Here is a 20,204-nt window from a genome sequence, read left to right as displayed (position 1 = left end):
TAATGAGCTTATGTTTGATCGGTATAAAAGTATGCAGTGTTCATTTCACTTCAATCAATTCATATGCTTATATAGGTAAATCATAACAAAGAAGTATTTATAGAAAAAAGCAGGTATTCCTACTTGGCAGGATTTTCTTCCTAAGTGGCAAGGATTGTCCTTGCTTTCCTCCTTATGTTATTGGTATCCTTGTATAAAAGGAGGTGTCTTTATTGAATATGAAAAAGTCAAATTGGAAATTAGGAGGGTTTGCTTTATATGCAGTGATCCTATTATTAATATTAGGTTTCCTTTATCCCTATATGGTTACAGATGCAGAAAAGTTATTTTTAACCCCTATGTTTGAGGAGGCGAATGGATGGGAAATCTACACCTTAGAAAATAATGTCAGAGAGGATAAGACAACCCAAGAATTGTTTGATAGTGCCGGTGAAACATTTTATTTGTCACGTACATTGGATGAACAAATGGAACGTGATGGCTTTACTATATTGGAACTTGATGGAGTGACTTGGCAGCAGAGTATCTTTCTGGATGAGGAGCTTCTCTATACTGTTGATCCTAGTCTTGATAACCGCATCGGTTTTGTCGATTTCCCTAAGGAATATAGAGGTTTACAAGGGATGGGAGAATATGTGCGGCTGTCACTGCCACCGAATTATGGCTCAAAGACACTGACCATCGCGCTTGCATTTAACACAGAGACAGAATATAAGAGTATGCCGATGGTGCGAATGTCAAGTGAAGATATACAAACCCAGCAGACAGTAAGTACAGCGAATAGAATTGCTATGCCTGCCATTGCGTATATGATGATTGCCATAATGCTTTTAGGACTGTTCTTTTATAACGGGTATCATGGTCAGAAATCCTATTCTATCTTGCTGCTTACAACCGCGGCGTTTTTCCAGTCGCTGCGTGTTCTGCTGAATTTCGAGTTTTATTTTAACAGTCATTTTTCATTAAATTTTATACCTGTGGAACTTTTAATTCCTCTGTCATTGGGAATGCCGCTTTTGTATATGTTTACGCAAATGAAGCGCTGGAGAAAGTGGTATGCCCCTTTCATATTTATTCCATTGGGATTATCTATCCTATTCCATCTGATTGCCAGATTTCCAATGTTTACCTTCCTTTCCTATTATCCCTATGATGCCTTGCTGTATGTTTCTTTGTTAGCACTTGGGGTGTTTGCTGTTTTGGAATGGAAAGACGGAAATAAGACCTATCATTTATTCACACCGCTTTTCTTTACAGGGATTGCCTGCATTTTGTTGACAGCCATGGGGTTTGTATTAACCGGAAAAGGAGAGGCTGAATTTGTCATGGTACTGCGTGCCCCTATCTTAATGATGTATGAAGCCTTACAGCGTTATGGAAGCTTGTTGTTGATTCTAGGCGGTATTGTCAGTTTTGCTTTGACTGTAAAAAATGCTGCCGACATAAAGAGTGAATTATCTATCTTATCTATAAAAAATGAACTGATTAGTGAAAATATCGTGAACATACAAGAAAGCAGTACAGAAATAGCAACTCTTCGTCACGATATGCTCCGTCATCTTTATACGTTGTTAGATTTAAGCCGTAAGGGGGAGGGAGAACGGATTGAAAACTATTTAGAAAAATTGACAAAGGAAACAGAACGTATCTTGCCAGTGAAAATATGCAGTCATTCCGTCGTGAATGCCCTTATATCGCGTTCACTTGCCAAGGCGAATAAAGTGGGTATCCAAATGGATTTGCACGTAGAAGTTCCTGATGATATCACAGTAGCAGACAATGATCTGTGCACATTGCTGATGAATATGTTGGACAATGCCATCGAAGCAGTATCCTCTCTTGCCAAAGAAGAGAATCCTAGAATTGAATTGACGATGCACGTACGTGGACGCTATTTGTTTATAGAAACGATTAATTCCTGCGATCGCATTATTTTGTCAGATGAAAAAACTGGACTGCCTGCAAGTGGAAAAGGGGAAGGGCATGGCTATGGTATGAAAGCTATGTCGGAGGTTGCAAAGAAATATAATAGTAAACTGCAAGTTAAACAGGAGAACGGGAAGGTTATTGTGCGAACTGCTTTATTGATGAAAGAAAAATAGAAGAAAAAAACGCTGTCCTTTTCCATTGGTAGAAAAACAGCGTTTTTGTATTGGAATTATATTTTTAAAAAAGCAAAATATTTGTCAAGGATTTGATCATGATAGCGACGACTGATGGGGAATAACCTGTCATCATCCATGAGAACATCTGTATGTAATATTTCTCTGACATGGCTTAAATTTATGATATAGCTGTTATGTGACTGACAGAAGTTTAAAGCGGGTAACTGTGGCTTTAAAGCAGATAATGCCCCATTCCAATTATATTCTCCTTTACTGAGCCATATCTTTGTGCGATGTTGAGTCGATTCTAATGCGTAAATATCATGAAAAGGAATCGCTATATGTTTGCCCTTAATCTTAATGATAAGGCGTGTATTGGCATAATTTCGTTGATAATCGGATAGAAGAATTTCTTCGAATTTCTCAAGATTAATCGGTTTAAGCATATACCAGAGAGGTTGGGCATCAAAGCAGTCATAGATATAATCGCGATATGATGTGATAAAGATGATACTGCAAGTGATATGCTGTTTGCGTAATGCTTTGGCAATGTTCATTCCATTTTCATTGGGTAATTCAATATCCAAAAGTAGGAGCTGATAATAATTCGTATCTTGCTGGAGTATTTGCTGTATCCCAAGAGTGTTGCTGAATTGATCACTATCGTAATCAATTCCCTTTACAAGACCATGTTTCTTCATGATTTCTATTATGTTCTGATTTAGCTGGTGTGAAAATATTGGGTCATCATCACAGATTGCAATACGGTACATTCATCTTTCACCTCTTCTCCTATGACATCTGTTTATAGATGAAAGTATATCATTTCTCAATCTTTTAAACAATTTATTTTGATTGATACCCTAACGATGAGAAATGTAAAAGTGTAACCATCTTAGTTTCAGACTTGTCTCAATCAGTCTCTATCCATACTCCATATAGATAATTAGATTTCTAAAAACAATAAAAGACCATGCCCATTAATTCAGGCATGATCTCTTAGGGAATTAAAAGAAGGGTTCTATTTCCAAGCATTTGTTTTCAGCCAACTATGCAGCTGCTTGATCGTGACATCCTGATCTGTTAAAGATAATTTATCTAAGAGCTGTTTTTTAAGCGTTTCAACCGGAGAATCAAAATGAACTCTAAATTGATGATCATTCAGCAATCGTACCGAATAGATTCCTTGAATGGCTTCGATTTGAGGAAGACTCATTTTAATCGTTGGTGAGAACTCCAACAAATATTCCTTTTGATAATTTGGCACCACTCTTAAATAACGTAAAGCAAAGACAGCGGTTAAAAGGATGCCGCCAACAATTAAAAACATGATCAGTCGATTCATAAACATCCCTCCTTTTGAAAATAGAACCTATCTGCTACTTATATTATATCATATTCTAATATTTTTTACTAAAAGATTGTGAATATCATAAATAACCGCTATAATTATATGAAAAAGGGGGAGAATAAATGAAAACAACGTTTAATTATGATCATTATTTCTTGTATCAGGAATTATCTGACCATTTAATGGAACTGGAAAAGAAATATCCTGATATTATGCATGTAGAAGTGATCGGTACGACACCTAAAGATCGTCATGTCTATGCAGTGACAATTTCTAATGGTGACAGTGATAAAAAGCCAGCCTACTATATTGATGGGAATACCCATGCCGGAGAAGTCACAGGATCTATGGCAGCGATGCATACGATTGATTATTTAGTGACGAACTATAAAGAGGATAAGAAAGTGACAGCGTTGATCGATCGCTTTACCTTCTATGTAATTCCACGTATTTCACCGGATGGAGCAGAGGCCTATCTGACAAGTGAAACAAAATTGCGTTCAGTAGATCGTCCTTATTTGACAAAAACTCAGGAAAATGGGTTATATGATGATGACATTGATCATGATGGTGTCTTACGTATGATGCGCATCAAAACACCTTATGGTGCATGGAAAGTTCATCCGGATAATCCCAATGTGATGCTGAAACGTCAGCCCGATGAATACGATGGGACTTTCTACAACGTTTATCCGGAAGGTCAAGTAAAAGGCTATGATGGAGATCATTTTAAAAATGCCAATCCATTATGGGGACTGGATTTTAACCGTAATTATCCTTTTGGTTGGTTTAGTGAAGTAAGACAGCCCGGTGCCGGACCTTATCCATTAAGCAACATGGAAAATAAAGCGGTAGTGGATTTTGTTTTAGCTCATAAAAATATTGGCGGAGTCGCTACACACCATACATTTGGCGGAATGATTTTATGTCCGCCGGGAACCCGTCCTGAAAAGACATCTTCTAAACTAGACCAAAAAATACTAAAAGAAATTGGCAAAATGGGAACAGAGGAAATGGGATATCCGGTAGTGGCAATCTTTGATTCATTCACCGAAGATCAAGCCAGTTATTCTTCTGGGGCATTTGATGATTGGTGCTATCAGCAAAACGGAATTCCTGCTTATACGACAGAACTTTGGAATATGGTCAGTCGTGCAGGCATTAAACAGACATGGCCAAGTTTACCGAAAACAGATAAAGAAATGGCAGAAGAATATCAAAAACTGATTGACTGGTGTCAGGAAAATGCCCCTGAAGCGTTTAAGCCTTGGCAAACTTGTTCGCACCCTCAATTTGGCGAGGTCGAAGTCGGGGGATTGGATATGAAGTTTAGCTTGCAGAATCCACCGGTAGCTTTCTTAACACAGGAAGTGGAAAAAACAACGCGTTTCTGTTTAAGAATGGCGGCTACTTTGCCACAGTTAACTTTTGATCATATAAGTGCGACAAAAGTGGGAGAAGATATTTATAAAATTGAAGCACATATCGCTAATAAAGGATATCTGCCAACCTATTTAACAGATGAAACAAAGAAAATGAAGATCGTTTCACCGGTTATTGTAGAATTGATTCAAGGGGACACGAAAGCGATGAGTCCTGCAGAAATCGATTTGGGTAATTTGGAAGGGTTCTCAGGCGTGGCTACAGATTATTTCTTTGATCATTCAATCAATACATTTGATTATGAACCGATCATGAAAAAAGCCACATTCTTCGTTAAAGGAAAAAGTGGCGATACGCTTCAACTAAAAGCGTCTTGTCATAAAGGCGGAACAATTGAAACCACCGTTGTTTTAAACGATTAATAAAGAAGAGTGATCCATCCCTTTTTGATGAGGGAGGATTCTTTTTTTATTTCAGAAACTTTACTAGCATAATACGTTTCCATCTTTTGCAACTCTTGTGTAGTGATGGGATGCTGAGAAAAGCGTACTTTTAATACTAATTGATATATATCATCATCGATCTTTGGTGTTAATCGAAGCAGCCGTTTGTAATAGCGCAGAATATTTTGTTTGGTGTCTGCACTGTGACAATATTGGTAAAGCCACCAGCGATAGATGCCAAAGCTAAACAAGATGAGTGGAATAATCAACAGTAAGTATAAGGGGGATGAAGAAGATGAATCCGCAGTTTCATTATTTGTATCTGTGGTATTGGTTTGGTTTTGGTTATTTTGATTTTGTTGGGAAGAAGGAGTGTTTTCTTCTAAAGGTCCTGTGACCTCTTCTTCCTCATTTTCAATCGGAGCATAAGTAGCTGTCGGTGTGACATCAAACGGAATCCAACCGAAGTTCTGAAAATAGACTTCTACCCAAGCATGTGCCTGATTATCACGAACGAGAGCTGTTCCATCTGTAAAATCCTGACTGTTTAAAGAATATCCTTCTACATAACGAGCAGGGATATTAAGAGCTCTCAGCATCATAGTAGCGGTAGTGGCAAAATGCACACAATACCCACGTTTATTGACATTTAAAAAGTAATCGATAAAATCTTGATCTTCCGGGGTTAATCCGGGAGACAGTGTATAGTCAGCACTGTTTTTGACGATATTTACCACTTTATCAACAATATTAATAGTAGAATCATAAACATAAATCTGATCTCCTAAATACTCAAGCAAAACAGAACGTGTTTGATCGGGAATCTGTAAATAATGACTGCGAATATAATGGTTTTCCTGATCAAAAAGAGGAATGTCATCATTTAAAATATCATAAGGGATTTCCATATATTGAATTAAATAAGTGGAAGCAGCAGGGGTAAAGTAGAAGCCCTGTGCCTGTGGCGCTAAATTATTAAGCCCGCTTTGTTTGGAAATAAAATAAGGCAGGTACATAAAATTATCCAAAGGAGAAGTGTTTTCAATGACCATTGCATGATGGGTGTAATCAAATACGGGATAAGTTTCTGTCAATAGGGTTTCCATCGTTGCAACGGCGGTCTTTTCATGTTCGCGATAATCAACGTTCACATCGGGATTACTCCATTCATTGTTTTGATATTTCATAAATGAAATTCCCTTTAATAGTGTAGTGACAGGTTCATCGGATTGCACCGTTAAATCTACTTTACCGGTGTAATAGCGATTTCCCGCAGAAAGCAGGTTAGAGCGATTGGCATCACGCTTACTGAAAAGATCCAAAATAAGATTGATGCCTTCTTTGCTTAGATTCTTACGAATGTTTTCGGCCCATTCATTTCGCTGATAGTTTTTTTCCGGATAATAAGTCTGAATGCCCAATAATAAACAAATCACTAAGGCAAAGACAATAAGCGGAAATGGTTTGGCACCGATCTGATTCTGTTTGCGAACCTTCATACTCATCCATAGAGAAATCAGGCTGGCAAGATAGAAAAATAAGAGATGCCGCGGGGCTTCGATATTAAAAAGTAAAGGAATTCCGATATAAATAAGAGAAATCAAAAACGGCAAAATAAAGTGCTTTGCTTTTTGTGTGGTTTCAACACTTAAAAAGATAAAGGGAATAAAGGATACAATCAGAAAATAATTACAGGCGAAAGCAGGTTGATTCCCAAAGGGAATGGACAGACTTGAAAAGCCAAACTGAGAATGGGCATTATAAGCCTTAATGATAGTATTAATCGTTACACTAAACCCCGCTTTTAATACGGAAAAACTTATAATCATGAGTAAGATGTACAGAATCAAAACAATTTTAAGTGTTTTCTTTTGCTTATAGTAAAGAAGAAAATAAAAGAGGATAGCAAGGATACCGCTGATGATGAATGTCATCGACAGATCAAACGTAAACTTGAGCGGAGAAAGCATATTTAATAAAGTAGAGATGACAAAAGAGAGGATTAACAATAAATCAAGAGCGATGCTCATTGGGTTCACCTCCAATCAAAATATCATTTTCACTGATTCCCCATTCATTGACATGATAGTGTTCGCTGTAATGGGGCAGTTCAGGAAAATCTTGGAATATGTATTCTTTTTCTAGTGGGAAAGTCAGCATTTCCTGAAAATAAGTTTCGTATTGTTCGTTCTGACTGAAGGATTCGATGATTACCTCATGGTGCCGCATTACTTTATACATGATGTCAAAAGGGATTTCCTGAAGACATAAGTAGGTTGCCAGTGAATGAAACAAAGAAAGAATGCGGTCATTTTTATCCGCATGATGTGTTAGACAAAAAGAAAGCAGGATTTGGTCGTCTAAAGGCAAACTCCCTTCCTTGACCATTAAATGCTGACTTTTCATAGAGAGTTTCCAATGAATTCTGTTTAAGGCATCTCCTTCTTGATAAGCACGAATATCAAATAACTCACTGTAATCGTCTCCGGGATGATGCGGGTCATAGTAAACATTTTGATGGGTTTGGCAATTTAGCTGTTCGATTGTGGTCTCAATATTTAAAAGTGGGGGAAGGACCATCAAAGACAGGGTCTGCTTTCCTCTTTTTTTAAGAGAGATCAGGTTAAAATAGTCACTGAAATAAACATGATAAATCTGAATTTCAATGTTGCCACAATGCTGACCGGTTAAGATGATATGCACTTCTTCGTCTTCAAATGCGTAGTCTTGGCTTTGGTGAATCATGCTCAAGGACTGATCATATAGGAATGAAAAAGAAATTTTTCCAACGGGAAATAACTTCGTTTGACTGCGTTTGATAGTGACTTTAGCTTCTTCATTTAAAGAAATGACAGAATGATCGATCGATACTTCTAAGTTTGTCTGAAAATAGCCGATCATACTTAATAAGAAGCTGATGAGCGGAACGGTTAGAATAAAGATCAAGATTAAAAATGAAAGATAGCCATTATAAAACAAATAAAACAGTCCGGCTCCTAGAATAAATAAGAAATAGGCAAAACGACCCTTCATCGGATAATCCTAGGGCGTGGAGTGTCTTTTAAAATCTGGGTTAATATCTTTTTTGGATCAGATTTATCCAGCCGTGCTTCGTTATTTAAAAGAATACGATGACTTAAAATATCTAGGAACATGGCATCAACATCTTCGGGAATAACGTAATCACGTTCATGGGTATAGGCAATAGCTTTGGCAGATTGCATCAAAGCTAAGGTGCTGCGTGGACTTCCGCCTTGAAGAATCATTGGGTGCAAGCGAGTCGCATTAATCAACTCTACAATATAATGATAAATACTTTCGTCTAAATAAATATGGTTGATTTCTTTTTGCATCGCTAAGATGTCACTAGGTGAACTGACTGTTTCGATATCATCCAGCGGATTGTGTCTCTCTTTTCGCTTTAGTATTTCGACTTCTGCTTCTTTGCTTGGATAACCGATCGAAAGACATGCCATGAAACGGTCCATCTGTGACTGCGGAAGCAACTGTGTTCCGGCTGAACCAAATGGATTTTGCGTGGCGATGACCATAAATGGCTGGGGAGTGGAATGCGTAATTCCATCCACGCTCATTCTTCCTTCTTCCATGACTTCTAATAAAGCAGACTGAGTTTTGCTGGAAGTACGGTTAATTTCATCAGCTAATAAAAGATTGCACATTGCGGCTCCTTCTTTATATTCTAAGGTTCCTGTCTGCTGATTATAAAAAGAATAACCGATGACATCACTTGGCATGACATCTGGGGTAAATTGTATACGTTTGGTATCTAATCCCATTGCTTTAGAAAAAGCTAGGGCTAAATTGGTTTTTCCGACACCGGGAATATCTTCTAATAAAACATGACCATTCGCCAACATGACAATCAGAATCTTACGAATGATCTCATCTTTTCCGATGACGGCTTTTTTAACTTCGTTAAATATTTTTGCTGCATTTTGCATAATTTTCCCTCCCTATCCCTATTATACAGGAAAACCGTCCCTTTTTAATAGGAAAAACGAGCGCTGATGAGACGCTCGTTGAGATTTTAGATACAGTTGTTTGATGTGTATTTGTTTTGTGTGCTTGGTATTTATAAGGAAAGGAGACTGTATCTGTAAAGCATTATATCGAACATGTCTTAAGAATAGCGGGGTAAAATTCTAAAAAAATTCTAAAGAATTAATACTGTTTTCTTAAGCCTTTAGGAAATTGGTTTTTGACGATGCCATTATTTTCCTTATAAAAGGCTAGCGGATAGCTGTCAACATAAAGAACTCCATATCCTTTTTGACCTGTTCCTTCTAAAGTTTCTCCTTTTAAATATTGCTGTATTTCTTTGCTTTGCGCATCGAATTGATAATAACGTTTAACCATGCTTTGTTCTAAACAATGAGACAAGGCATAACCGGGTTCAAAGCGTCCCTTCTTGCATTCTCCTAAATAAAGTCCCTGACGCAGAATTTTTACTTTTGTCAGTTGCGGAAAATAAGGCTTAATCGCATAAAGATGCTGCTGTGAGTCAAAAATACAGTTAGGCACATCAATTTTTAAATGCTCTTGGTAAAATTGCTTCAGTAAGACCAACTGATCTTTCTTTATTGTCGATTCCACACAAGCAGCACGATGACGTTTCTTGTTGTTGTCTTCTTTTTGAAATAAAGCAATGAAGTGGCCTTCGCCAAAATGTTTATGCGGATAAAGCCGACAGCATTCTTTGTGATCGATTCCCGGCATCATACCATGTTGTAAAGGAATCGGCAATAAGTGAATATCTTCATGCAAAGCAAGTAAATGATCTACGACCTCTTCATTTTCTTCTTTAGCATAAGTACAAGTGGAATAAACTAAGATACCCCCCGGTTTTAAAGCAACATATGCCTGTTCGATCAATTCTTTTTGAATCTGTGCGCATTCTTTTACTTTATCCAATGACCATGTTTCCATCGCCTGATCTAACTTTCTGAACATGCCTTCTCCTGAACAAGGGGCATCTAAGATTACTTTATCAAAATACTCCGGTAACTGTTTTGTCAGTTGTCCGGGAGCCGTGTTAGTCACGATTGTATTGTTTAATCCAAAACGTTCTACATTAGAAGAAAGGATACTTGCTCTAGTGGCATTGATATCGTTGGCAATCACCAGACCAGTTTGCCTAAGCTGACTGGCCACATAGCAAGTCTTTCCGCCCGGAGCCGCACACATGTCTAAGATATAGTCGTCTTTTTGGACATCTAATAAAGACGCAACAATCATGGCACTGGGTTCTTGAATATAATACAACCCACAGTCATGATAAGGGTGTTTTCCTAATGGAAAGCGCTCATGATCAAAATAATACCCATTTTTCACAAAATGGTGCTTTTTTAATTGGAATTTTTCAATCAGCGGTTCTAAATTCTGCTTGTTAGGATTAAAATATAGAGCCTTGACTTGTTTTTGACTTAACGCATTGGCAAAATCCTCATATTCATTTTTAAGTAATTTCTTCATACGTTCTATAAATAATGGATTCATTCTATCACCTTTTAAAACTATATCACATCTATAATCAAAATAAAACAAGAAATGTATTGACAATATCATGGCAATTTGATATTATGTCTAAGTAAAAAGTAGTGGAAAGAAGAAGTGCCTGCTTCTCGCCCGATTGCCGAAGGCTTTGGGCTAATGTCACAAGATAACAATTTATCTTATTTGATATGACTGTGGGTGCGCGTACGTAAACTCACTTTTTATTTTATAACAAGCACAATGGAGGTGGCTTTTATTAGCAATAATAAGTATATCAACACTGGTTCTGATGAGTTAGTGAATGAAAAAATTCGTTTTAGAGAAGTTCTTGTAATTGATCAAAATGGTGAACAGTTAGGTGTTAAATCTCGTAATGAAGCTTTACGTATCGCAGGAGATGTATCTTTAGATTTAGTCTGTGTTGCCCCTAAAGCACAAACGCCGGTTTGCCGTATCATGGATTATGGTAAATATCGTTTTGAACAACAGAAGAAACAAAAAGAAATGAAGAAAAATCAAAAGATCGTTACATTAAAAGAAGCACAGCTTTCACCAACGATTGATGTTCACGATTTTAATACAAAATTAAAACATTCAATCAAATGGCTATCTGATGGAGATAAAGTGAAAGTAAGTGTCCGCTTCAGAGGTCGTCAGTTAGCTCATATAGATATTGGTGAAAAGATACTTAATGATTTTGTTGCTCAATGTCAGGAATATAGTGTCATTGAGAAGCCTGCTAAATTAGAAGGCAGAACATTAACGGCTATATTAGCACCAAAGAAGAAATAAAATTAGGAGGATTTAACTATGCCAAAAATGAAATCACACAGTGGATTAAAAAAACGTCTTAAAAGAACAGCAAGTGGAAAATTGAAACGTAGCCATGCTTACGTATCACATTTATCTCATAACAAAACGCATAAACAAAAGAAACATTTGGCTAAAGCTACTTTAGTTTCTAAGAGCGATTACAAGAGAATTAAATCTAGATTACAAGGTTAATAGGAGGTCGAAAACATGGCAAGAGTAAAAGGTGGATATACTACTAGACGTAGAAGAAAGAAAATTTTAAAATTAGCTAAAGGTTACTACGGATCAAAACATACTTTATATAAAACAGCTAATGAACAAGTAATGAACTCATTAGAGTACGCATATAGAGATAGAAAAGCATTAAAACGTGAAATGAGAAAATTATGGATTGCACGTATTAATGCAGCAGCTAGAATGAATGATATTTCATATTCTAAATTAATGCATGGATTAAAAGTTGCAGGTATCGAAATCAACAGAAAAATGTTATCAGAAATCGCAATCTGTGATCCTGAAGCATTCACTGCAATCGTAGAAAAAGCAAAAGCAGCTAACTAATTAGAACCTTCGGGTTCTTTTTTGTTTTATAAACGACTGACTTGTAAAGGCGATAAGATTGAGTATGGATAAGGAAAAAATAAAAGGAACGATCGGGCAAGTGAGTTCCTAATGATGATTTAGACAAATTATTTTTGACAATGCGGACAGTAGTAGATACTTCCGCCTAAGTATTGTTCCTTGCATAATGGGTGATGACAAACAGGGCAAGGCGACTTGTAAGTATTTTTACTAAGAAGCGTCCGATAACCTCCGGACCTGTTGAAAATATCTTTTTCTGTATCTCTGCCATGTGCGGCAATCATGGCTTTTAAGGTGGTTATTAAGCTTTCATAAAGACATTTTAATTCGTTTTCATTAACGGTTATCATTTTTCTTTTAGGGTGAAGACGTGCATGAAATAAAATATCCTGTACTGATCCGTTTCCAACACCTAAGATACGCTGATCCGTTGCCAAAAAGGCTTTGGCACTGAGTTTTAGTGTCTGTTCATTCAATAAGTTTTTAAAATGTGCATAAGTAAAATCAGGGTGTAGAGGTCCGATTGTATGAAGTTCAGTTTGATAATAGGGATGATCACAACCCGCTGCTGTTTTAAATGAGCCGATGGCGGCATACATTGAAGTAGTCATATTGAGATAACTTCCATCATCAAAAACAAGCAGCAGCTTGCTTTTTTTAGGCAGCGGCTGATTTTGGCAGTAACGCAGATTTGCACCGTCACGAAACCATAATGTATAATCTTCAATCTGTATTTCCACATAGAAATATCGTTCCACAATATTAGTGACCATTTTATTCGTGAGAAGTTGGTTATATTGATTGGGGTCTCCCATATAAAAAGTAAATTTATGGTCAGTAAAATGGCCGCCAACGTGAATAATTTTTTTATTGAGAATCGTTTTTCTTAAATCAGCAGCAATGCTGAATGCTTCTGGTAATTCAATCATCGTAATGCCTCCTTTCCTTTATTATAACAAAATCTCAGTAGGATCTATTGCTTTTTATTGCGGTGTTTTGAGGGATAAAAAAACGACTTTATGAATGAAGTCGTTTTATTTTGAATTCCATAAATGATGGAGCGGTCCACGCCCGTTTCCTAAATTCATTCCATAAGCAATAGCTTGATAGACATATTCTTTTCCGTGAATAATGGCCTCCATTGGACTTTCTCCTTTTGCTAAAAAACAGGCAATAGCACTAGAAAGGGTACATCCGGTTCCATGCGTATTCGGATTATTTAATTTTGGTGCAGAAAGCCAAGTGCATGTTCCCTGATAATAAACAAGATCATCGGCATTACCTTCAAAATGTCCTCCTTTAATTAAGATATATCCGCTGTAGTGCTGGCTGATTTTCTTCGCCGCTAAGATCATCTCATCTTTGGTCTGGATTTTCATTTGTGAAATGACCTCGGCTTCACTTAGATTAGGAGTAATAATATCTGCCAAAGGAATTAAACGTTCTAATAATTTGGCAGTTGCTTCATTTTGCATTAACTGTGAACCGCTGGTTGATACCATTACCGGATCTAATACAATATTCTTTGCTTTATATCGAATCAATTGATCGGCAATGCAGTCAACTAGACTAGGCTGACTTACCATGCCGATCTTGATGGCATCCGGGTAGATGTCAGTAAAGATACAGTCTAACTGATTCTTAAGAAAATCCGGAGTGGTATCCATAATGCCATAGACACCGGTAGTATTCTGAGCAGTTAAAGCGGTGATGGCACTCATGCCATAAGTATGTAAAGCACACATTGTTTTTAAATCGGCTTGAATACCGGCACCTCCACTGGAATCAGAACCGGCAATAGTCAGCACTTTTTTTATTTGACTGCGCAGAAAGGTGTTAACGCCTAAGCGGAGATCATAAGCGGCTTGGTAAATGTTTTCCTGTGCTAAGATAGCGGAAATCACGGCAATCCCATCGATTGAAGTCCCTTTGAACTTAGAGAGATTGTCTATACTGATGCCGCCGATCGCAACTGCGGGCAGCTGTGTCGCTTCCATAATTGCATTCATGGTTTCCATTGAGACCAAAGTGGCATCTTCTTTTGAAGTTGTGGTAAACATGGCACCAATGCCTAAGTAATCTGCTCCATTGGCTTTTGCAATTAAACCTTCTTCAATATTATGAGCAGAGACCCCTAAAATTTTATCAGGACCAATCAGTTCTCTTACTTTTGAGGCTTCCATATCGCTTTGTCCGACATGCACCCCATCTGCATCCACAGCTAAAGCGACTTGAATATTATCGTTAATGATAAAAGGAACGCGATACTCTTGACATAATGCTTTGATTTCTTTGGCTATTTCTATAAACTGATCATCATTCAGTTCTTTTTCACGAAGCTGTACCATAGTTACCCCACCAAGGATTGCCTGACGGACATCCTCTGCTAAAGAACGTCCATGAAGCCAACGCTGATCAGTGACTAAGTATAATCCTAAGTCATTTCTATTGAATTTCAATGTTCATTCCCCCAGTTAAAGTATCCATGTCCATCGTGCTCATGGCATCAATTAAATATGTACGGAAACTAGCTGTACCGCTTTGTTGAATTTGCATTTTATCGTTGGCGAGTTCACCGGCAATTCCCATCATCGTAATGGCACAAGCAGTGGCTTCTAACGGCTTTTCTTGATTGGCGGCAACATAAACGGCGATCACTCCGGCAAGCATACATCCGGTTCCGGTGATTCTTGACATGATCGGATGTCCGTTTTTTATCAAATACGTATGTTCTTTATCACAGACGATATCGATCGGACCTGTAATCGCAATGACGGCTTTTGTTTGTTGACTCAGCAATTTGGCAAAAGCAATGACTTCTTCGAGATTATCTTCATTTACCAGATCTTCATCATTGGCATCCACCCCGGAAGTTGTATTTGTTTTTTGAGCGATACATTTAATTTCAGATATATTCCCTTTAATGACACTAAATTGAACTTCTTTTAAAAGACGCTCGGTCACTTCGTTACGATAAGTTGAAGCACCGGCACCAACCGGATCTAAAATGACAGGATGATGAAGCGCATTGGCTTTTTTACCTGCGGCAATCATGGATTCGACCTTGGTTTGATTTAATGTTCCGATATTAATGACTAAAGCGTTGGTGATGGAAGTGATGTCGGCAGCTTCCTTGATTTCATCTGCCATAATGGGAGAACCATCGACGGCTAAAATCATGTTGGCGACATCGTTGACTGTGACATAATTAGTAATGCAGTGAACTAAGGGGTGTTCTTTTTTTACATTTTCTTTTATTTCGTTAAACATATTCTTTTCCTTTCTGATATGCCATATCCCAAAATTTTAATTCATGGAGAGAGCACTCTTTAAATATTTTTCTTAGTTTGTTTTTGTGATCTTTGCTGATTGTTTCACTGAGCTGATGAAATACGTCTGCCCAACGTGAAATGTAGTAGGCGTAAGAGGCATTGCTGTAGTCATTAAACCATTGCCCATAAAAGTGATGATCAAGGACATGCTTTGATTTTTTCACATAGTAATCGGCAATGAAATAGTAGCTGACCATGCAAGGCAAAGAGGCGGCTAAAACATCGGCCACATCTCCGCTTTTGGCAATCTCTAACATATAGGCCGTATATTCAGCGTTAATCGGGTGAGGGCGTCTGTTTTCAATTTCATCAATATCTTCTCCTAATTCTTGAAGATGCTGAATCCGACTGTAAGCTTCGTTTTTTTGGACGATCGATAACATTTCATAAAAATAACGCATTTGCTGTAGGGTATCTGCCTTATATAAAGCATAGGCATACACTCTGCCAAATTCTTTTAGATAGAGTGTATCTTCAATTAAATAATGATGGTATATACTTAGCTTTAAACTGCCATCCGCCATTTTCTTAATAAAGGGGTGTTCCAGATACTGCTGCCATATTTGCCTGTTTTCTTCGATTAATGTCTCTAAAAATGTCATAATTCCTCCTTAACAAAAAAGACGAACCCAAATAGGCTCGTCCTAAAAATACATCTAAGGATTCCCTACGTTGGCATTATCCAAATCAGGTTATCGGTCGGAATGTTAAGTCATTCCCTCTCAGCCTGCCTACAGGCTCCCGCTCACATCTTTATTATAACTTTATATTTGATTTATTCAATAAGTTTTTCTTTTCCTCGTTAGTTAATGACTTATAAAATAAATAATGATAGGATAGATTCAGGAGGTATGAAGATGGATAGTCAGGAAATAATAAAAGAACTGCAAATGATGGCAACAGAAAAATATAAAGCGAATGTCATTAAAATGGGGATACCGGAAGAAAACAGTATTGGTGTTTCTACCGGTGAGATTCGCAAACTTGCAAAAACATTGCCAAAGTCGGATGAACTGGCAAAAGAATTATGGAATACCGGGTATCATGAAGCTAAATTATTAGCTGTGCTTCTCTTTAATAAGAAAACAGTGACATTAGATCAGATGGAGGATTTGATGGAGGACGTCCGTTCATGGGATTTATGTGACCATCTCTGTAAGAATCTGATTATTAAGATCAAAGGTTACGAAGTGTTGATTGACCGTTGGGCAGAAACAAAGGAAACATATAAAAAACGAGCGGCTTTTACGTTGATCGCTTCCACTGCCATTCACCAAAAAGAAATAGATGAAGACGTGTTATCTCATTATTTGGAAGCCATTAAAGAAAATTCGGAGGATGAACGTGAACATGTGAAAAAGGCAGTATCATGGGCATTAAGAGAAATTGGCAAACGTGATTTTAATTATAATGAAAAAGCACTGCTGTTAGCTCATGAATTGATCGATCATGGCAATAAGACACAGGTTTGGATCGGTAAAGACGCTTTAAAAGAATTGGAAAACTTAGTAAAAGTAGAGGGCAGACAGCGTCTGATTTCTACACATACGCAAATGGGCAAGAAATAGTGTTTCGTTGTGGGACACTATTTTTATAATGGTATTTAAAATATATGAAAGTTTAAGGCTAAGAAAAAAGGCGTTTTTTGACTGGATAAAACGCCTTAATCCAATACAGCTATAAAAGTGCCATATCGATCAGTTCATATACGTAGGTCACTAAAAAATATTACTCTAAAATGTTTCCATTACTTTTAATGACGGATGTATACCAATAAAAAGAGTCCTTTTTATATCTTTTGAATGATCCTTTTCCATAATCATCGACATCGACATAAATCATGCCATATCTTTTCTTCATTTCCCCGGTTGAAGCGGCAACTAAGTCAATGCATCCCCAAGCCGTATAACCGATTAAATCTACACCATCTTGTATTGCTTCGGACATTGCTTTAATATGTTGACGCATATAATCGATGCGATAATCATCATGAATGGTATGATCTGCTTCCAATACATCCACTTGTCCTAATCCGTTTTCAACCACCATGATAGGTAACTGATAGCGATCGTAAATTTCATTTAAAAAATATCTCAATCCATTTGGATCAATCTGCCAACCCCATTGGCTGGTTTTTAAATGGGGATTGGAAATACCGAAGGCTAAATTGCCTAATGCCAAATTCTCATTTTTTTCAGTTGTCACACATCCTGTAGAATAATACGACATGGAAAAGAAATCGACGGTGCCTTCTTTTAAAATTTCTTCGTCACCTTCTAAAATTTGGATTGAAATGTTGTTTTCTTTAAAGAAGCGCTTTGAATAACTTGGATATTTCCCTTTTACTTGAATATCTGCACAATAATAAAGAGAATTTCTTCTTTCTTTTTGAATTAACAGCATATCTTCTGGGCGACATGTATATGGATATTGACAAATGCCCCCAATCATACATCCTACTTGATAATTCTGATCTATTGTATGGGCAAGCTTGACTGCTTTTGCACTTGCGATGAACTGATGATGTAATGCCTGATATTGTTTGACTAAGTCATCGTGCTGAATTCTGGCATTACGTTCACTTATATTTTCAATAACCCCACTACCTAAATCTTTATTTGATACTGAGTAAATCCCCGCAGAAAAATAACCGGTGCCTTTTTGGGTTAGACAATTAATCTCATTGAAGGTAAGCCAGTATTTCACTAAGCCCTTATATTCTGAGAAAATCGTCTGACAAAAATTCAGATAAAATTGGATAGTTTTTCTGTTTAGCCACCCATCATATGTTTTAGCCAAATGAAACGGCATTTCATTATGAGAAATTGTCACTAACGGCTCGATATTATATTTCTTTAATTCTATAAATACATTTCGATAGAATTCTATCCCACATGGATTAGGCACTTTATCATCTCCATGCGGATAAATACGAGACCAGTTAATCGACATTCTAAATAATTTGAATCCCATTTCTGCCATAAGAGCAATGTCTTCTTTATAATGATGGTAGAAATCACTTGCCGAATGTGAAGGATAAGAGTATTTTGCTTTGTCAATCTTTTCGGTAAATAATCTTGGAGCTTTTCTAGATCCTAGAATATAGTGGTCAGCCGTTGAATCTAGTTTTCCTCCTTCATTATAGCCTCCTTCAAATTGATTAGCGGCGGTAGCTCCGCCCCATAGAAAATCTTTTGGAAAATTCATTTTCATTCCCCTTTCTTTACATAACTTATTATACATAGTTGTCGTTGAAAAAACTGGACTACTTCAGTCCAGTTTTATAGATATGATATTGATTAATAAGAAGGTTGAAAAAGCGTAATAACGCATATTCACTCGAATCATCGTGATGGAGATCACCGCATAAAATTGTTTGATCAAAACAATCTGTACATAAGTTTGGGTTAAAGGTGATGAGAATCTTTTTGGAAGCACTCTTCTTTAGACATTGATAAAAACCACCGTTATGGGTTACGGCTATTCCTTTTATAGAGATATAGATAATTAAGTCTTCAGAAGTAGAATTTTCAATATCATAAAATTGTTGATAATAATTCATGGTACATTTACATATCTTGCCTAATTCAAATAATTGTTTTTGGAATTCTAAAGCGATCATCTGATGTTTTTCAAAACCGATAATATAAATATGATGTGCGGCATTGATCATTTGACTAATGGCGATATATTCCGCCTGTGTAATTTGGTCAATGATTTTAAAGTGCTGTAGAAGAATAGAATGAAAAGAAGTGGAGTCCTGCTCATAATGATAAGTTTGTTTTTCTGATTGAAGAGTGAACTTTCTTAATGTGGAGAAGTTATGATAACCAATCTTTTGACAGAAACGATTCACGGTTCTGCTCGATACATTTAATTGTACAGCGAGATCTTCTAAAGACATTGTTTTAATGATATTTATATTTTCCAATAGATTCTTGGCAATATGATAATTGATGTCTTGTGTGATTGAATTATTTAGATAAGCAAGCAGGGTATAGATTAACTGCTGCATATGTTCACCTCCGTTAAAATAGGGATCATGTTTTTAAAATAAAATTATTATATCATAAAAGCTAATTTTGCAAAAGCATACAGATTAAGGAGAATTTTGCGGTAATCCTCATAAAAAAAGCTCTCAAATGAGAGCCATCAATAAGGTGCGACGTTATTCTTCTTCTAGGCTGGTAGCATAAGGCATAAAAGAAATATTATAAATACGGTCTTCACTATCAAAGGTAATAGCGATATTCAAATCTCCCATCTCAAAATGGGTAGGTATTTGAACAACCGTGTAATTTGCTGAGTCACTTGAAAAAGAAGCTTCAAATCCGGAAATAGTTCCTAACGTATTAAACGTCGGTTCTAAGATGGACTTTACACGTCCGCTTTTAGCTAAATCTTCTAAGTTGGTACTAAATGTATATTTTTCATAGAAATCGGTGTAATCATCATTCTTAAAATCATTTGCCATAGAAAGTGCAACTTCTTCTTTCGTTCCCTTTACTAATTTACTTGTGTCTTTCCCCTTTGAACATCCTGCTAATCCGACTAAGGCAAGTGTGCATACACAGCATGCTAATAATAATTTGAGTTTTTTCATCTAAAACCCCTCCTCTTACTTATTATTATACTATCTAAATAATTTTATGCAACTATATTATTTATATTATTTTAAAAT

General features: G+C 36.8%; 19 protein-coding genes and 1 riboswitch. Of the genes, 6 read left to right on the top strand and 13 right to left on the bottom strand.

Annotated elements, in window-relative coordinates; genetic code table 11:
• The first annotated feature begins 218 nt into the window (after window positions 1-218).
• Window positions 219-2,102 (top strand): sensor histidine kinase, encoded by a 1,884-nt coding sequence (locus tag BN1225_RS05345; RefSeq protein WP_147585180.1) that lies wholly within the window; start codon window positions 219-221, stop codon window positions 2,100-2,102.
• Between the two features lie 56 nt (window positions 2,103-2,158).
• Here BN1225_RS05345 and BN1225_RS05340 read toward each other — a convergent pair whose 3' ends face one another.
• A complete protein-coding gene (locus BN1225_RS05340) occupies window positions 2,159-2,878 on the bottom strand; it encodes a LytR/AlgR family response regulator transcription factor (RefSeq protein ID WP_041138765.1) in 720 nt (239 codons plus the stop codon).
• Window positions 2,879-3,126: 248 nt separating this feature from the next.
• Window positions 3,127-3,450, bottom strand: a complete 324-nt coding sequence (locus BN1225_RS05335; RefSeq protein WP_041138764.1) for a hypothetical protein — start codon at window positions 3,448-3,450, stop codon at window positions 3,127-3,129.
• A gap of 128 nt (window positions 3,451-3,578) precedes the next feature.
• Between BN1225_RS05335 and BN1225_RS05330 the strand changes: the two genes are divergently transcribed.
• Entirely contained in the window at window positions 3,579-5,261 is a 1,683-nt protein-coding gene (locus BN1225_RS05330; protein ID WP_041138763.1) for a M14 family metallopeptidase, read from the top strand.
• Here the strand turns inward: BN1225_RS05330 and BN1225_RS05325 are convergent.
• The 4 genes from BN1225_RS05325 to BN1225_RS05310 all read right to left on the bottom strand — a co-directional run bounded on the left by BN1225_RS05325 (window position 5,258) and on the right by BN1225_RS05310 (window position 10,799).
• Window positions 5,258-7,312 (bottom strand): transglutaminase-like domain-containing protein, encoded by a 2,055-nt coding sequence (locus BN1225_RS05325; RefSeq protein WP_041138762.1) that lies wholly within the window; start codon window positions 7,310-7,312, stop codon window positions 5,258-5,260. The two genes, BN1225_RS05330 and BN1225_RS05325, sit on opposite strands and share 4 nt — an antisense overlap.
• Window positions 7,296-8,315: a DUF58 domain-containing protein gene (locus tag BN1225_RS05320; RefSeq protein WP_041138761.1), complete on the bottom strand. Its 1,020-nt coding sequence runs from the start codon at window positions 8,313-8,315 to the stop codon at window positions 7,296-7,298. The genes BN1225_RS05325 and BN1225_RS05320 overlap by 17 nt, the downstream gene beginning before the upstream one ends.
• Complete coding sequence (locus BN1225_RS05315) at window positions 8,312-9,244, bottom strand: AAA family ATPase (protein WP_041138760.1); 933 nt, start codon at window positions 9,242-9,244, stop codon at window positions 8,312-8,314. Before BN1225_RS05315 ends, BN1225_RS05320 begins: the two co-directional genes overlap by 4 nt.
• Window positions 9,245-9,464: 220 nt before the next feature.
• Window positions 9,465-10,799, bottom strand: a complete 1,335-nt coding sequence (locus tag BN1225_RS05310) for an RsmB/NOP family class I SAM-dependent RNA methyltransferase (RefSeq protein WP_041138759.1) — start codon at window positions 10,797-10,799, stop codon at window positions 9,465-9,467.
• 237 nt (window positions 10,800-11,036) lie between these two features.
• On the opposite strand from BN1225_RS05310, the gene infC reads away from it, so the two are divergent.
• Genes infC through rplT form a run of 3 tightly spaced genes read left to right on the top strand, consistent with a single transcriptional unit; the run spans window position 11,037 to window position 12,170 of the window.
• Window positions 11,037-11,588 carry a translation initiation factor IF-3 gene (gene infC / locus BN1225_RS05305; protein ID WP_041138758.1) on the top strand — a complete coding sequence of 184 codons (552 nt, stop codon included), beginning with the start codon at window positions 11,037-11,039 and terminating at the stop codon, window positions 11,586-11,588.
• Window positions 11,589-11,606: 18 nt separating this feature from the next.
• Window positions 11,607-11,801 (top strand): 50S ribosomal protein L35, encoded by a 195-nt coding sequence (rpmI, locus tag BN1225_RS05300; RefSeq protein ID WP_041138757.1) that lies wholly within the window; start codon window positions 11,607-11,609, stop codon window positions 11,799-11,801.
• A 15-nt stretch (window positions 11,802-11,816) separates the two neighbouring features.
• Window positions 11,817-12,170, top strand: coding sequence for a 50S ribosomal protein L20 (gene rplT / locus BN1225_RS05295; protein ID WP_041138756.1), 354 nt, complete (start codon window positions 11,817-11,819; stop codon window positions 12,168-12,170).
• Between the two features lie 128 nt (window positions 12,171-12,298).
• On the opposite strand, the gene BN1225_RS05290 is transcribed toward rplT, so the two are convergent.
• The 4 genes from BN1225_RS05290 to tenA all read right to left on the bottom strand — a co-directional run bounded on the left by BN1225_RS05290 (window position 12,299) and on the right by tenA (window position 16,125).
• The gene (locus tag BN1225_RS05290; RefSeq protein ID WP_041138755.1) at window positions 12,299-13,120 is read right to left on the bottom strand and encodes a formamidopyrimidine-DNA glycosylase; all 822 of its coding nucleotides are present in this window, start codon (window positions 13,118-13,120) and stop codon (window positions 12,299-12,301) included.
• Window positions 13,121-13,225: 105 nt separating this feature from the next.
• Window positions 13,226-14,650, bottom strand: a complete 1,425-nt coding sequence (gene thiD / locus BN1225_RS15185; protein WP_041138754.1) for a bifunctional hydroxymethylpyrimidine kinase/phosphomethylpyrimidine kinase — start codon at window positions 14,648-14,650, stop codon at window positions 13,226-13,228.
• A complete protein-coding gene (gene thiM / locus BN1225_RS05280; RefSeq protein WP_041138753.1) occupies window positions 14,637-15,461 on the bottom strand; it encodes a hydroxyethylthiazole kinase in 825 nt (274 codons plus the stop codon). Before thiM ends, thiD begins: the two co-directional genes overlap by 14 nt.
• Window positions 15,454-16,125 carry a thiaminase II gene (gene tenA / locus BN1225_RS05275; protein ID WP_041138752.1) on the bottom strand — a complete coding sequence of 224 codons (672 nt, stop codon included), beginning with the start codon at window positions 16,123-16,125 and terminating at the stop codon, window positions 15,454-15,456. The genes thiM and tenA overlap by 8 nt, the downstream gene beginning before the upstream one ends.
• Before the next feature lie 44 nt (window positions 16,126-16,169).
• A riboswitch (TPP riboswitch) is annotated at window positions 16,170-16,278 on the bottom strand.
• 102 nt (window positions 16,279-16,380) lie between these two features.
• Between tenA and BN1225_RS05270 the strand changes: the two genes are divergently transcribed.
• Complete coding sequence (locus BN1225_RS05270; RefSeq protein WP_041138751.1) at window positions 16,381-17,091, top strand: DNA alkylation repair protein; 711 nt, start codon at window positions 16,381-16,383, stop codon at window positions 17,089-17,091.
• Between the two features lie 160 nt (window positions 17,092-17,251).
• Here the strand turns inward: BN1225_RS05270 and BN1225_RS05265 are convergent, their stop codons facing one another.
• The 3 genes from BN1225_RS05265 to BN1225_RS05255 form a co-directional block, all read right to left on the bottom strand.
• On the bottom strand, window positions 17,252-18,730 hold the full coding sequence (locus BN1225_RS05265; RefSeq protein WP_147585179.1) for a glycoside hydrolase family 1 protein: 1,479 nt from the start codon (window positions 18,728-18,730) through the stop codon (window positions 17,252-17,254).
• 58 nt (window positions 18,731-18,788) lie between these two features.
• Window positions 18,789-19,538, bottom strand: a complete 750-nt coding sequence (locus tag BN1225_RS05260; RefSeq protein ID WP_041138749.1) for a MurR/RpiR family transcriptional regulator — start codon at window positions 19,536-19,538, stop codon at window positions 18,789-18,791.
• Window positions 19,539-19,691: 153 nt separating this feature from the next.
• Window positions 19,692-20,126 carry a DUF3887 domain-containing protein gene (locus tag BN1225_RS05255; protein ID WP_041138748.1) on the bottom strand — a complete coding sequence of 145 codons (435 nt, stop codon included), beginning with the start codon at window positions 20,124-20,126 and terminating at the stop codon, window positions 19,692-19,694.
• Between the last annotated feature and the right edge of the window lie 78 nt (window positions 20,127-20,204).

Source organism: Beduini massiliensis, from assembly GCF_000829905.1.
In the GTDB taxonomy this organism is placed as follows: Bacteria; Bacillota_I; Bacilli_A; order Erysipelotrichales; family Coprobacillaceae; genus Beduini; species Beduini massiliensis.
This window is presented reverse-complemented; position numbering and strand designations above follow the sequence as displayed.